Source organism: Paeniglutamicibacter psychrophenolicus (assembly GCF_017876575.1).
Taxonomy (GTDB): Bacteria; Actinomycetota; Actinomycetes; order Actinomycetales; family Micrococcaceae; genus Paeniglutamicibacter; species Paeniglutamicibacter psychrophenolicus.
Genome location: NZ_JAGIOE010000001.1, coordinates 4,051,590 through 4,065,824, shown reverse-complemented (window position 1 = coordinate 4,065,824; position 14,235 = coordinate 4,051,590). Strand labels below are relative to the sequence as shown.

The 14,235-nt window shown below is 65.5% G+C and carries 10 protein-coding genes and 2 pseudogenes; 8 read left to right on the top strand and 4 right to left on the bottom strand.

Going from position 1 to position 14,235, the window contains the following annotated elements:
- Positions 1 to 3 precede the first annotated feature (3 nt).
- Positions 4 to 921 (top strand): GNAT family protein, encoded by a 918-nt coding sequence (locus JOF46_RS18400; protein ID WP_209909856.1) that lies wholly within the window; start codon positions 4 to 6, stop codon positions 919 to 921.
- A 349-nt stretch (positions 922 to 1,270) separates the two neighbouring features.
- Here the strand turns inward: JOF46_RS18400 and JOF46_RS18395 are convergent, their stop codons facing one another.
- Both JOF46_RS18395 and JOF46_RS18390 read right to left on the bottom strand, forming a co-directional pair.
- Positions 1,271 to 1,834 carry a GNAT family N-acetyltransferase gene (locus JOF46_RS18395; protein ID WP_209909853.1) on the bottom strand — a complete coding sequence of 188 codons (564 nt, stop codon included), beginning with the start codon at positions 1,832 to 1,834 and terminating at the stop codon, positions 1,271 to 1,273.
- Entirely contained in the window at positions 1,831 to 2,946 is a 1,116-nt protein-coding gene (locus tag JOF46_RS18390) for an AAA family ATPase (protein ID WP_209909851.1), read from the bottom strand. Before JOF46_RS18390 ends, JOF46_RS18395 begins: the two co-directional genes overlap by 4 nt.
- A gap of 444 nt (positions 2,947 to 3,390) precedes the next feature.
- Between JOF46_RS18390 and JOF46_RS22610 the strand changes: the two are divergent.
- The 3 genes and pseudogenes from JOF46_RS22610 to JOF46_RS22360 all read left to right on the top strand — a co-directional run.
- Positions 3,391 to 3,582, top strand: a pseudogene (locus tag JOF46_RS22610) (type II toxin-antitoxin system RelE/ParE family toxin); the annotation flags it as partial.
- 127 nt (positions 3,583 to 3,709) lie between these two features.
- Positions 3,710 to 3,844: a hypothetical protein gene (locus JOF46_RS22605; protein ID WP_281070211.1), complete on the top strand. Its 135-nt coding sequence runs from the start codon at positions 3,710 to 3,712 to the stop codon at positions 3,842 to 3,844.
- Positions 3,845 to 3,859: 15 nt separating this feature from the next.
- A pseudogene (locus tag JOF46_RS22360) lies at positions 3,860 to 4,009 on the top strand (helix-turn-helix domain-containing protein); the annotation flags it as partial.
- A gap of 259 nt (positions 4,010 to 4,268) precedes the next feature.
- Here the strand turns inward: JOF46_RS22360 and JOF46_RS18375 are convergent.
- Positions 4,269 to 8,171 (bottom strand): endo-alpha-N-acetylgalactosaminidase family protein, encoded by a 3,903-nt coding sequence (locus tag JOF46_RS18375; protein WP_209909848.1) that lies wholly within the window; start codon positions 8,169 to 8,171, stop codon positions 4,269 to 4,271.
- A 494-nt stretch (positions 8,172 to 8,665) separates the two neighbouring features.
- Between JOF46_RS18375 and JOF46_RS18370 the strand changes: the two genes are divergently transcribed.
- Together JOF46_RS18370 and JOF46_RS18365 are read left to right on the top strand one after the other, a co-directional pair.
- Complete coding sequence (locus JOF46_RS18370) at positions 8,666 to 9,100, top strand: GntR family transcriptional regulator (protein ID WP_342592501.1); 435 nt, start codon at positions 8,666 to 8,668, stop codon at positions 9,098 to 9,100.
- A 125-nt stretch (positions 9,101 to 9,225) separates the two neighbouring features.
- Entirely contained in the window at positions 9,226 to 10,470 is a 1,245-nt protein-coding gene (locus JOF46_RS18365; protein ID WP_209909845.1) for a hypothetical protein, read from the top strand.
- Between the two features lie 78 nt (positions 10,471 to 10,548).
- Here JOF46_RS18365 and JOF46_RS18360 read toward each other — a convergent pair whose 3' ends face one another.
- Positions 10,549 to 11,568: an LLM class flavin-dependent oxidoreductase gene (locus JOF46_RS18360; RefSeq protein ID WP_209909842.1), complete on the bottom strand. Its 1,020-nt coding sequence runs from the start codon at positions 11,566 to 11,568 to the stop codon at positions 10,549 to 10,551.
- Positions 11,569 to 11,697: 129 nt separating this feature from the next.
- On the opposite strand from JOF46_RS18360, the gene dusB reads away from it, so the two are divergent.
- Entirely contained in the window at positions 11,698 to 12,894 is a 1,197-nt protein-coding gene (gene dusB / locus JOF46_RS18355; protein ID WP_209909839.1) for a tRNA dihydrouridine synthase DusB, read from the top strand.
- Positions 12,895 to 12,902: 8 nt separating this feature from the next.
- On the top strand, positions 12,903 to 14,186 hold the full coding sequence (locus JOF46_RS18350) for a deoxyguanosinetriphosphate triphosphohydrolase (protein WP_209909836.1): 1,284 nt from the start codon (positions 12,903 to 12,905) through the stop codon (positions 14,184 to 14,186).
- Positions 14,187 to 14,235: the final 49 nt, after the last annotated feature.

Genomic DNA, 14,235 nt, shown 5'->3' with positions numbered 1-14,235 from the left:
ACCATGTCGACACTCGAGTACCGGCCCTGGGCGGACGGGGACGATTTGGCGTTGCTGGAGATCTTCGGCGACCCGGCCTCCCCGCACGCCCACCAGGACCGCACGATGTTCCGCAAGGATTCGGATGCGCCCTTCAGCCGCGCGCTGGTGGCCACCGACCAGGGCATCGCGGTGGCCGCGGGCGTGGTGTTTGCCTCGACGCTGCATCCGCAACGGCTCTGGCTGTATGTGGAAGTGGCACGCGAGCACCGCCGCACCGGGGTCGCGACCGAGCTGGTGGCGCGCCTGCGGGCGTTGGTGCCGGCCGGGCAAAGCACCGAGCTGAAGGCCCGCTACACCGTGACAGCAGGAACCGATGCCGCAGCGGCCGCGGGGTTCTGCGCGTCGCTGGGCATGCAGCAGATCCAGGTGGCCCGCGACGTGGTTGTCGAGCCCGGCGGCCTGGCGCTGCCGTTCTTCGACGACGACGGGCTGACCCTGGAGGACATCGGAACCGGCAGCGTCGAGCTGACCCGCCTGGTCATCGAGTTCTACAACTCGATCCACGAGTGGGATCCGGCGCACATGACCCTGGGCAGCGCGCAGAAGATGCTGCTCGATGACGCCACCGGTGCCCAGGGAGTGATCGTGTTCCGCGACAAGCCCAAGGCCCGCGGCGGGAAGATCCTGTCCTTTGCCGTCAGCTACACCCCGGCGCGCGCCGATGCGCCCGCCGATGTGCTGCTGGGCTGGAACCCGGAACTGGGCCAGGACGATTCGGCCGAGCCGATCCGCGGGATGCTGGCCATGCTGGCGCACCAGTTCCCGGTGAAGCTGGAGGTCGACGGCTCGATGGTCGTGCTCTCCTCGCTCATCGACGTGCTGGTCGCGGCCAAGCACGCCACGGTCACCGCCACCACGTACATCGTGGCGACCGCGTAGTTCTTGCCTGCAACGCCGATGGCGTCGGTCCGTTTCCCCCTGCGGGGGAGTGGACCGACGCCATCGTGGTTTGTTGCCTTGCCCACGAGCGGGTGAACCTGGCCTATGCCCGGTCCTCAAGCTCAGTGGTCCAGGTGGGCCGCATTCATGTGGCCGGAAACGGGAATGCGCCGCGAGTCCCGTTGGCTTGGCTATCGCCCGGTTCTTGATGGCGAGGGATCGGATGCAAGGAGTCAATTCCGCCACGGAAACCATCACCGCCTTCGCAAGAAGTGGCGCATTGCGGGTCGCACGTTTTCCAGGGTCGACGACATTGAGTGTGCCGCTCGATCGAGGTAACCGGTTCCGGTCAGCCCTTGTATCCAAGCTTGCGCATGTACTCGTTTATCGCTGCCTCGCTCTCCGGATCAGGTGTTGAAGCCTCCACCCACTCTTCCTGCATTGGCAAGGGGATATCGTCCTGGGGTCCATGAGGCCCCCTATGAACCTGCCCGGATTCCGCCCGGCGGTAGCCCTGTCGGGAATAGAATCTCAAAAGTGCCAGCTCGTCGTCGCCTGACTGCGGCGAGGCGACGATAGTGTCCCTTCCGGCGGTGGTCGAGTCGCGAGCGAATGTCTCCATCAGCATGCGGCCGACCCCCGCTGAACGGTGTACTTCGTCGACGATCAAGCAAGTGATGAAGGAGCAACGCCAGTTCTCTGGCATGTCGTAGCCGAGGACTCCACGCCAAGCCTCGGAAACGTGGTTCCCATTGAGCCATCCAATGACCTGTCCGCGGTGGTCGATGGCAACCAAATTCTCGTCCCTGAACCCATACCGCAGGGGGTTTTCCCAACCCGGCATCTGAGTGAGTATCTCGTGCACTGGCGGAAGGTCCCTAGGCACGGCCGGGCGTACCTTCACGAAGTTCATGATCCCAGCCCAGGGTTGTGGAGCTGGACGGCATGGTTTCGGAGATGCTCGGCCAGATGGGGGAGCGTAAATTCGACCTGGCCGCGGCCTGCCGGCCGGATTATGCCAGTGTCAATGAGCCTGTGCCGGTAGACGCCGACGTACTTAATGCTCTCGCCCATTCTTTCGGCGATGCTGGACATGCGTGATGGGCCGTCGTCGACAGCCATCTTGACCAGGAAAGTGCGGTCAACGTCCGAGAAATCGGCCAACGCGGTGTCCAGGACCATCGACCCAAGTCGTTTGCGCGCCGCCTCAATGCCTCGGGTCAGCGTCTGGTCCGTGACGCCGGAAACCTTGGAGAGTCGCCAGACATGGTACCCAACGAGTTGCACCAGGAACGGATAGCCGCCCGTCGCTTCTGCCGCCGTTGCCAAGTGCTCCTCGCTGATGGACACATTGCTGTCCTTGAAGGTTTGGCGCAGCGAATCCCGGACCGCGTCAAGGGCGACGCTGTCAAGCACAATCGGGTCTGCCCGGCGCAAGAAAGTAGCGACTTTGTCGTTCAGCAGGCTTGAGACCGCATGGGGGATGCCCGCCACCACGAACGCGATGGGGAGGCCCTCCCGGATCAAGTGCTGGACAGTGGCCGATAGCTGGACGAGCTCGGCCCGGTCCACTGAGTGGATCTCATCGACGGTGATCAGCAGCCCTGTGCCGTGCTTGCGCAGGATGGTCGTCAGTTCCGTCATTCGGCCGCGAAGGCCGACCTGGGCGGCTGGAGTCATTTCCCTTGTCACGGCGAAGGAAGCCGCTTGTACGGCGGTGATGTGCCATTTGGATTCGGCCTGGCCGAATTCGCGCAGATGAATCTCGACCCCGTGTTTGAGCCGTTCGAGAAGTCCAGGTGTGGCGGTGTCGGAAATCGGCGCCCACCCGTGTTCAAGCGCTACGTTCTCCGCGCGGTGAAGCAGGGCTGTCTTGCCGATCCCACGCGGCCCGGAAATAATGCTCAATAGGCCCGGGGCTCCGGCACCATCCTCGAGACCTTCCTCGAACAAGTCCAGAGCGTCTTCGCGTCCGATGAGGTGGGGTGGCTCCGCGCCGGCCGTAGGCTTGAAGGGGTTCGCCATTGGATCCTTTTTCTTGTTTAGACTCTTTAGACTCTTTAGATTCTATGGCATCTCTCTTTGTGGTGCCCAGGAGACCTGTGGCGGACCAACGCCAGGAGAATTTAGCCGGCCGCGTCTTTAGGAGCCTTTGAGTTTCATGGCGGAATTTAGCAGACCACGACCGATCTCAGTACGCGCGGCGAACCTAGCAATCGCGAGCTGGCCCGGGGTGTTCGAGCCGGCGGTCACCGACCAGCAACGCCAAATCCTAGGGCTCATGGGCTTGGAGCCTGCGACCTGTGCCAGAGAGAAATGGCCCACGCCAATTTCCGGGATATCCGGCCCCAGAAACGCGGGGGCATGGAGCAATGCTCCTGATATCTCTAGTGCCGGATATCGTGTCCTTGGTATGTTTCCGATACGAGGTGGACGGTTCTATTTTCCGACGATGTTCGCGCATGGTATGTGGGACTGAGCCAGTCGGGTAAGGCGGCCGCAGATCGGATCGTTGATCGCTTGGCCACTCAAGGACATCTGTTGCGGATGCCGCATTCGAAGCCGTTGGTTGAGGAACTGCACGAATTGCGGTTTGTTGCCGAGAACGTTGCTCGTCGCATCACTTACGTACTTGGCCCGGAGCATCAGGCCGTGACTTTGACGACGTTCCACATGCAACGGACGAACGAGCGGGCGGAGATTCTGCGGGCCAGACGTGCCCAGTCCGCACTTGAATGGGCACGAGCCGCGGGCAAGCACCACGCTACGAAGAAGGGCAGGAAAGAAAATGACGACCAGCACAACCCCATGGGAACAGGTGCGCGACGATTCGCTGTCGGCCATGACTGCCGGCGAGCGTGAAGAATACGATGCTGCTGCCATCGAAGCCGAGGCCCGGCTGGAACTGGCAGAACTCGTGTAGAACGCCAGGAATGCAGCCTGCCTGTCACAGACGGAGCTGGCCCGCCGTGCCGGAACCCGTCAATCCGTGATTTCAGCCATCGAGAATGGTGCACAAGCTCCTGGTGGGGTCATGCTCTCGAGGATCGCGCATGCTCTCGGCGGGTCGCTTCGCATTGCCGCGTAGTGCCCCCTCGATATGTTGCGGCGTATCCCAAGCCGAAAGCGTGCCGAGCCGTCGACGCAAGCCAGTGGCCCGTTCACATCCAGAGTGTGTGCCGGGCCATTGTTTTCACGTTCCGGATGATTTCCGGCAAGATGCTTTCGAAAACCCTATCGCCGGTTGACTGCCTCCCGCATGGCATTCCCGCCGATTGATCGGATGACGCCGGTCCACTCCCCGCGAAAGGTGGTGAACCGGCGCCATCGGTGTATCAGATAATGATCTACTTGCAGGTGAACTTGGCGTCGGCCCAGTCCGCGTGGTCGTTGCCGTTGCCGTCCCCGGCGACGTCGACCACCAGGTCGACGTACTCGGCGCCGGTGATGTCTGCGCTCAGCGAGAAGGTCTCACTGTTGGCACGCATCACCGGGGACTTGGCGACGGACTTGCCGTCGGTCAGGACTGTGAAGCCGACCGAGCCCAGGGTCTTCTGGACGTCGTCGATGCCGACCTGCGCCGTGAAGGAGCTGCACTTGCCGCCCGTGAAGTAGCGCACGGTGCTGGGCGCATGCGCACCCAGGCCCTTCTCAAAGACGACGCCGTTCAGGGTGATGGCCGGGCCGTCGCCCTCGCCGTTCTCGCCGTTGGCGCGGTCACGTTCCACAGGGCCCCAGCCGTTCTCCGCGCTGACCCACTTGTGGTCGCTGGCGTAGACGCTACCGGTGGGGGCAGCCGGCAGCGTGTAGACGGCAACGTCGTCGGACACCGTGCGCGTCCCCACCGGATCGGCCGTGGTGGTGTAGGACGCGGTGGTCCCGACCGTGTAGTCGCCGTCGGCGGAGGCCGGGGGCACCACGGTCCAGGTGGTTTCCAACTTCGCACCGGCCGCCAGCGTGGCGGCGGTGTTCGCGGTCTTGGCCGTGGCGCTCCAGCCCTCGGGAAGCTCGAGTGCGACCTCGAGGTCCTTGATGTCCGCCGGCTCGTCGCTGGTGAACGTGGTGGTGAACGTGTTGTCCTGCTCCTGCTTGATCACGTCGCCCTCCAGCTCGACGGAGACCTGGCCGCAGGCGGGAATGCTTTCCGCCGTGCCGAGGTCCTCGATCAGCAGGTTGTCCAGCGAGAAGTCGGCAGCCTCCGAACCGCCGACGCGTTCGAGTCCCACCCAGGTGTCGCCGCAGCCGCCGGCCACGATGGTGTCGGTGAAGCGGGCGGTATCCAGCTGGCGCGGCAGCGCCTTGCTTTGGGTCTTGACCGTGCCGTTGGCCGAGGCGTAGCCGCCGACCCAGTTGTATTCGCCCGCGAGGACGTTCTGGTAGTCGAAGCTGACCCGGTACTCGTGGCCCGGGGTCATCGGGACGGTGTAGTTGGAGGTCCGGTACACCAGTCCCGGGCCGCCGCCCGGGCCCTTGTTCTCGGCGTGCGACTTCAGCGACCACTTGCCGTCGATGACGTCGTCGGTTGCCTTGGAGTTCCAGCCGGACTGCGTGTACGGCGCGTTGAGTTCGGCCAGATGGGTGCGGGGATCGGTGGATCCGCCGGCATTGCCCTTCACGAACGGGCCCCACCCCTGGTCGATGTCCTCGAAGTCCTCCGAGATGACGCCGGTGGTGGGGACCTTTGAGGTGGCCACGACGCGCACGTCGTCGATGCGGACCTTGGCCGCGCCCTCGCCGGCGGCGATCCGCAGCGTCGGGGTGGCCGATTCATCCACGTCGATGACCACGCGCAGGCGCTGGAAGTTGGTGCCGTGCTTCTCGTCGGCGGCGACGTAGTTGGTGGCCCGCGAGCTGTGGATGGTGTTGGACGCCGACTCGGTGCCTTGGCCCTTCACTGACAGCGTTGTTTCCCGGGACTTGCCCTTTTCCATCTCGACCCAGGCGCTGACCGAGTAGGTTCCCGGTTCCAGCGTGCCCAACTTCTGCGAGATCGCGGAGGTTCCTTCGCCCAGCACCGCGTAGCTGTGGCCCTTGGCGTTGCGTTCGATGGCGGCCGAGCCGGTCGGGTTCCAGGATTCCAGGGTGCCGGAATTGAAGCCGGGGTCGGTGACGCCGGTTCCCTGGCCGAAGTCCGCCTGCTGCGGCAGCGCGGGACGGGCGTCGTGCGCCAGCACGTAGGGCTGCCCGGCCTCGGCACTCAGCGTGATCTTGCCCTGGCTGGCCTTGGGCTGGTCGACCAGTTCGCGGCCGGTGTCGGTGAGCTTGTAGAGCTTGTACTCGCCGTTCTGGCGGAAGCGCTCGGGCAGCGTCCAGGTGCTGGTGCCTCCCTTGGCGCTGTAGTGGTACAGCTTGGTGGGCTCCTCGCCGCTGGCGTCGAAGGTGCCGTCCGCTGCCCAGGGCAGCAGGTAGCTGTCCCCGCGCAGCACCTCGGCGCCCGACTCGGTGATGACCCGGTCCTCGGCCGAGGTTCCGGTGACGGAGACGCCGCCGGTGAGGTCGATCCGTTCCTTCTCCCAGCTGACGATTTCCTGCTGTTGCAGGTACTTCGCCGGCAGGTTCTTCTTCCAGATGTTCTGGTAGAAGGCGTTGTAGTCGTTCTGCCCGGTCCAGCCCTCCCACTCGACGATGTTGGCGTTTCCGAGCAGCGGGTGCGGGTTCCAGGTGTCCTTCTGCGAGTTCAGGGCGAAGCGGATGATGTCCGAGTTGATACCCTTGTTGTTGGAGCCGCCGTAATTCTCGTCGGTGGCCCAGTGGGACCAGGTGTTGTTCCTATCCAGCGAATGCGCCCACTCGGAGCTGACCCGGAAGCCGTTCTTGACCAGTTCCTTCTGCAGGCGCTCGGCGAGCCAGCCGTACTGGTAGTAGACGTCGACGTAGACCATGTCCAGGTTCTCGTCGGTCTGCTCGCGGAACTTCTTGATGCGCTCGGCCAGGTTGCCGGTGAGGATGTCCTTGCGCTGGTTGATGTAGTACGACTGGTCCAGCCAGCTCCAGCCCTTGGCCTTCGGATCGACCAGGTCCTCGGAGAAGAACTTGGATTCCGGGTAGGCCTCGGTCTGGTTGATGTGCACGCCGTAGGAGGCGTTCCATTTCTTGCCGGCTTCCAGGAGCTGGTTCAGGTCCTCGAGTCCGCCGGCGCGGGTGTTGTAGTTGTCGGCGAAGTCGGTGTTGGCCGAGTCGTGTCCCTCGTTGCCGAACCCCTTGAGGATGGCCGACTGGCCGAGACCGTCGGTGGCCAGCGCGATGCGCTTGGTGTCGTCCAGCGTGCGCAGGAACGGGTGTGTGGCCTGGGACGCGAAGTTGAACGGGATGCGCTGGACGACCTTGTCCTTGACGTCGCCGCCCCGGTTCGGGAGCACCGCAATGTCGCGCAGCGCGATGGCGGCGTCCTGCCAGTCGACGGTCTCATCGGCGTTGGCATCGGCGGTGATCTTCACCTTGGACCAGGGCAGTTCCTCGGTTTCGTTGGATTCCTTGGCGCGGTAGAGCCAGTCGCCGCTGGAGATGCCCACGCGCACATGCTCGCCGTCCTTCACTGCCTGGCGCTGGAAGCGGCCCTGGGACCGGTATCCGGAGCCGGAGGATGTGTCGTACAGGGAATTGGATTCCAGCGCCGCGGCGAGTTTATCGGTGTTTGCCAGGGCGAAGGCCGATTCCTGGGGCTTGGCGTCCAGGGGCGTGGAGTCGGTGACCCGGGTGAAGGTGTCACCGCTCTTGGCGCGGTCCACCGAGAGGTTGGCCGTGGAGACCTGGGCGCCGGAGCTGGTCGAGGACACGCTGACCAAGTTGTTTCCGGGGATGCCCAGCGTGCGGATCTTGGTGGAGTCGCCGTCGGTGATGTCCGTGACACGGAACGTCATCACGGAGTCCTCGACGCTGATCCGGGCCTCGATCACGGCGCCCGGGATTTCCGGAACGGTGATCCGGTAGTCCATGGCCGATTCGCCGGCCGGCTTCGAGGTCACCTCGACCTTGTGGATCTCGCCGTTGATCGTGATCGCATCGATGGGCTTGGTTGCTCCGTCGAGGGTCGCGGAGGTGGAGGCCTCGGTGTACTTGAGAACCTGCGGGAAGTCGCGGGAGACCGTGACCTTGAGTGCTTGCGAGGAAATGGTGCTCGCCGATGTGTCGGTGGCCTCGGGTACTGCCGCGGCCCCGGTGATCCCCAGCGGGACCAGCGCGGCGGCCGCGATGGCGCCGACGGCACCGAGTCCGACGGCCCTTCGAATCTTGCGTGGTGAACTTCGCATCTTGCTCCTCATCAGTTGCGAGCGGCCCCAGCCCACACGACGTCCCCACCCAACGCGTTGCCAAACCGCACGGCATGTTATGGATAACAACCACAGTGTGGCACGATTCACATGCGCTGGTAAAGCTTTTTTGGAAATCAATGTTTCTCACCAGCTTCGTGACTCGGCATCGAATTGTGATCCATATCATCAGGTCGACCTCGTGGCGCAAGCGTTTGGGGTCGGGTCGCGCTCGCGCCCGGCGGCAGGCGCGCCCGATGGGTTTTGGTGCCGGGCGCTGGCGCGGGGAATGTTTGGCCTCCTGCCTGTGGCATGGACTGTGAGTACCGTGACCGGATTCGCCCGCCTTGCTCGGCCCGGTTGACATGGTCCTTGGCCAATTGGCGCCAATGGGCCCCTCGGCTTGCGCTTCGCAAACTTGTATCAACGTATTGACACAAGGTTCCGGTGCTGCTTGTATTGTTGCACTGATACAAGTTGGGGAAGGGGGATTCGTGAACGCATCAACGGCGTCCGGCGGTTCTCCCCGCCCACCCGCGCACTCGACACCGGAAGCCCTGGGCGCCGGATCGATCATCGTGGACCCGGTGCACCCGTCGGGTCCCGCCGAACAGGTCCGCAGCCAGCTCGCCGCACTGATACACGGCGGTGTGCTGCCGGCCAATGCCAAGCTGCCCACCGTGCGCCAGCTCGCCGGGGACCTGCGCCTGGCCGCAGGCACGGTGGCCAAGGCCTACAGGGAACTGGAAGCCGCGGGGCTGGTCCGCACCGGCCGGGCCGCCGGGACCCGGGTCAATCCGGGCCGGGGCCTGGCTGAACCGGCACTGATCGAGGCCCAGGTCTTTGCCCGTGCTGCCCAGGCCGCGGGCCTGAACCTCGAACAAGCCCAGGGATTGCTGGCCGTGGGGTGGGACCGCACGGGTACCTGAGAGTCGCGCATCATCTCCGCCACCACCTGCCGGCGTCCGCACGCCAGGTGGCGGGGGCATCGACATCGTGTCGAGGACTGCGGATGGCGGACCCCTGCGGGTCCCGGCACGAGGTGGGCTGAACGATGGAACTCTCAACGACGACGGTTCTTTTACTGATCGCGGCAACAATATTGCTGGTGGCTCTTGTCTGGGTCCTGGTCCGGGCGGTGCCGCGCACCCGCGGGAAACTGAGGATTGAAACCTCATTGCTCGATCCGCCTTCCCGGCGTGCCGCGGCAACGTTGCTGGCCGGATGGGGCACGGCTGCAAGCTGGTCGCTGGCGGCCGGCGTGGCCGTCTACCTAGTGCTCCGCGTGGCCATGGAAGGGTGGGCCCGTGCGGTGGTTCAGGCGGCGAATGCGCCGTACGACGTGGAAGCAGACACGCACTTCCAGGGATTCATGGCCTGCCAGCTGCTGCCGGAGTCGAGCCCGGGGGCCACCCAGGAAGACGTGGAAAGGTGCTACCAAACCTTGGGGGATTCGCCCTTGGCACCGCCGCAGGCCAACGACGCGTGGCCGCTTTTGCTGGGACTGCTGGTGCCATTGGTCGCGGTGGCGGTGACCCTGGGTTTGCTGGCCCTGTTGGTTGCCCGGCGGAAAAACCCCGCGGAGTCTGGTGCCGCGGTGCTTTCGGCGCAGCTGAAGCCCAGGGGATTCCTGAGCTTCGGACCGCGCTGGGCCCTGGTGATTCCCGCGGTCGCCGCCTTGTTGCTGTGCGGATGGCTGGTGGCCACGGGCCTTGCCTCGAGCAAGGACGTTTACGGGCGCTTCACCCGGCTTGTCGTCGTGCGCAACACGGCCACGAGTGACCCGGCGGTCGGATATGCGCTGCCGCTGACTCCCGGGACCCAATCGGTCGATATCCACGGCTGGTTTTTCGGCGTGCCCATGATCGCGGTGGCGTTGCTTGCCCTGGTGGTCGCCGTGCTGTTGCTGCGCTCGCTGGCCCGGGCGCCGCGACCCGTGGATTCGGGCCTGCTCGGGGTCGACGACCTGGCCCGGACGCTGAAAGCCAAATTCGTGGCTGGCGTTGCCGGTGCGGGCATGCTCGCGGCACTGGCACCGGTGGCCATCCACACCGGCGGCGCGATGCTCACCGTCGCTGGCGACGTGCGCGTGGCCGGGGAGAACGCCGAATTCTTCTACCACGAAACGATGCTCAGTGGCGTCTACAGCTACGTCGCCGGGTTGCTGTTCACTGGCCTGGCCATCTTGATGCTGGTGCTGGCCCTTGCCGCGGCCATTGAGTTGGTCGCGGCGCGAAAGCTTGCCGTGGCGGTGGCCTTGGACGAGGAGCGGCAGGGCTCGGGCCCGGATTTCCGGTAGGAGCCCAGGAACAGCAATTCCGTTGGCGCCCGGGCCCCAAGAGTGGGGGGAACGGGGCGCCAACGGCATGAGGGAAAGCTAGTTCTTCCAGCCGATTTCGCGGGCGATGTTCGCGATCTCCGTCATCACGTGCGCGTTGTAGTCCACACCCAGTTGGTTTGGCAGGGCGAAGAGCACGTAGTCGGCCTCGCCGATCGCCTCGTCGGCCATGAACTGCTGTGCGACCTCCTCCGGGGAGCCCGAATAGGTGGGTCCCGAGCGGGCCACCGAGCCGTCCAGGATCCCCACCGAGTCCCCGCGTTCGCGGCGCCCGAAGTAGATATCGTCCTTGTCGGTGGTGATCGGGAACGCGCTGCGGGTCACCGCGGTCATCCCGCCGGTGGTGTGCCCGCTGGCGGCGTACGCAGCCTTGTACCGGCGCAGCTGGTCGGCCTGCAGCACGTGGAAGGGCCGCCCGTCGTCTTCCAGCAGCAGCGTGGAGGAGAGCAGGTTCATGCCCACCTCGCCGGTCCAAAGCCCCGAGCCGATGGTTGCAGCTCCCCACCAGATCCTGTTTTCCAGGCCCGGGGAGATCGGGTTGATCGGCAGCAGCTCGTCCTGGTCGTGGTGGTGGTGTCCGCCGGGTTCCGGGTGGGCGATGCCCGCCCCGGAGATCGCCTTGCGGAACAGGGCCGTGCGTTCGCGCGTCTCGTTGGCCCAGCTGTTGCCCGGTTCCAGGTGGTAGCCGAACTGGTGCTGCCCGTCGCGGGCCGGCTCGGGCGAGCCGCGACTGACGCCCAGCTGCAGCCGGCCGCTGCTGATCGCATCCACGGCGCCCGCCTGCTCCGCCATGTAAAGGGGATTTTCATATCTCATGTCGATCACCCCGGTGCCGACCTCGAGCGTCGTGGTCTTCGCCGCCATGGCCGCCAGCAGCGGGAACGGCGTGGAAAGCGAGTTGCCGAAGTGGTGCACCCTCATCCAGGCGCCGTCGAACCCGGACTCCTCGGCCGCCACGGCCAGGTCCACCATCTGGCGCACTGCGTCGGCCCCGGTGGGCACCGGTGAATTGCTGGAGCCGCCCGAGTGGCCAAAGGTCAAGAAACCTATCTTTTTCACGCTTCACCCTTTTCATGCAAACGTATGTACTTCGGCTACAGCGGTGGGACGCCCGTGAATATTCCCGATGTGATCCACAAGTCTGCCCCGCGGTGACACGGATTTGCATCTATTTGAGAGAATGGGTTAGTGACTGCAATTGCCGATGTAACCGAAAACGCCGCGCCCACCCCGGCGAAGCTTGAGCTGCCCCCGCTGAAACTGGGCAAGCACACCATTGACACCCCGGTGATCCTTGCCCCCATGGCAGGCATCACCAACAAGGCCTTCCGCCGGCTGTGCCGCGAATACGGCGGCGGGGTGTACGTCACCGAGATGGTCACCTCCCGGGCATTGGTGGAACGGAACACCGAATCGATGCGCATCATCTCCCACGACCCGGACGAGGAACTGCGCTCGATCCAGCTCTACGGCGTGGATCCCAAGACCGTCGGAGCCGCCGTGCGCCTGATCGTCGAGGAAGACCGTGCCGACCACATCGACTTGAACTTCGGCTGCCCGGTGCCCAAAGTCACCCGCAAGGGCGGGGGAGCGGCGCTTCCCTGGAAGACCGACCTGTTCACCGCCATCATCAAGGCCGCCACCACCGAGGCCGCCCGCGGGGAGGTGCCCCTGACCATCAAGATGCGCAAGGGCATCAACGAGGACCACCTCACCTATATCGAATCGGGCAAGATCGCCCGCGACCACGGCGTTGCGGCGGTCGCCCTGCACGGGCGCACCGCCAGCCAGTACTACTCCGGCAAGGCCGACTGGGACTCGATCGCACGCCTGCGCGAGGCCCTGCCGGACATGCCGGTGCTGGGCAACGGGGACATCTGGAGCGCCGAGGACGCCGTGGCCATGGTCCAGCAGACCGGTGTCGACGGCATCGTCGTTGGGCGCGGCTGCATGGGCCGCCCCTGGCTTTTCGGGGACCTGCAGGCAGCCTTCGAGGGGACCGACAAGCGCTACACGCCTGGCCTGGCCAAGGTCGCCGAGACCGTCTACCGCCACGCGGAACTGCTCACCGAGTACTTCGAGGACGAATTCAAGGGCCTGCGCGATATCCGCAAGCACATGGCCTGGTACTTCAAGGGCTACCCGGTCGGCGGGGACATCCGCTCCGCCCTGGCCCAGGTCCCCACCCTGGAAGTCTTGCGCGAACTGCTGGCCCAGCTGGACCTGGACATGCCCTACCCGGGCAAGGATGCCGAGGGCCAGCGCGGGCGCGCCGGCTCCCCGAAGAAGACGCACCTGCCCGACGGCTGGCTTTCGACCCGTGAAATGAACGAGAACCACAAGGCCATGATTGCCGCGGCCGAACTAGACATTTCCGGCGGCTAAGGAGCCCCATGTTGCAGATTCCCGGATACACCGAAGCGGATGCCGAACGCTGGGCCCCCGAACCGCCCAAGAAGGCCTACCGCACCGCGTTCGAACGCGACCGCGCCCGGGTGCTGCACTCCTCGGCGTTGCGCCGACTGGGTGCCAAGACCCAGGTCGTCGCCCCGTCCTCGGACGACTTCGTGCGCACCCGGCTGACCCACTCCCTGGAGGTCGCCCAGGTGGGCCGCGAGCTGGGCGCCACCCTGGGCTGCGACCCGGACGTGGTGGACACCGCCTGCCTGTCCCACGACCTGGGCCACCCGCCCTTCGGGCACAACGGCGAGACCGCCCTGAACGAGTTGGCCCGCGACATCGGCGGGTTCGAGGGCAACGCCCAGACCCTGCGCCTGCTGACCCGCATCGAGACCAAGACCTTCCGGCACAACGGCGCCTCGGCGGGGCTGAATCTCACCCGCGCCTCGCTGGATGCCGCATGCAAGTACCCCTGGTTGCGGTCCGACGCCCCGGAAAAGAACGGGAAGAAGACATCCAAGTTCGGGGTCTACACCGACGACGCCCCGGTCTTCGACTGGCTGCGCTCCGGGTCCGGCGCCCAGCCGCGGCAGACCTGCATCGAGGCCCAGGTCATGGACCTGGCCGATGACATCTCCTACTCGGTGCACGACGTCGAGGACGCCATCAACGCCGGGCGATTCCAGCTGCGCTGGATCAAGGACCCGGACCAGCGCGCCCGCGTCATCACCTTCACCCGCCAGTGGTACCTGCCGCACGTCGAGGACGCCGTGATCGACGCCGCGTTCAAGCGCCTGGAAGCCACCGCGGAATGGGTTCCGCACACCGACGGCTCGCGCCGCTCCATGGCAGCGCTGAAGGACATGACCAGCCAGTTCATCGGCCGCTTCTGCCAGTCCGCGATCGATGCGACCCGCGGGCAGTTCGGCCACGGGGAACTGACCCGCTTCAACGCGGCGCTGATCGTCCCCGAATCCACCGAGCACGAGATCGCCGCCATGAAGGGCCTGGCCACCGCATACGTGATGACCAGTGACGAGCGCAAGCCCATCTACGCGCGGCAGCGCGAAACCCTCATGGAACTGGTGACGCTGCTGCATGAGACCGGGGACAGGTACCTGGAACCGCTCTTCGCCGCCGACTGGCGCGACGCCGCAGACGACGCCGACCGGTTGCGCACCGTCATCGACCAGGTGGCCTCGCTCACCGACGCCTCGGCCATCGAATGGCATGCCACCCTGGTGCTGGGCAAGAGCTTTTCCGAGCGGCTCTTCTAGGCCCGCCCCGCCCGATCCACAGCCCGTGGCCCGGCGGCACCTGCCACCG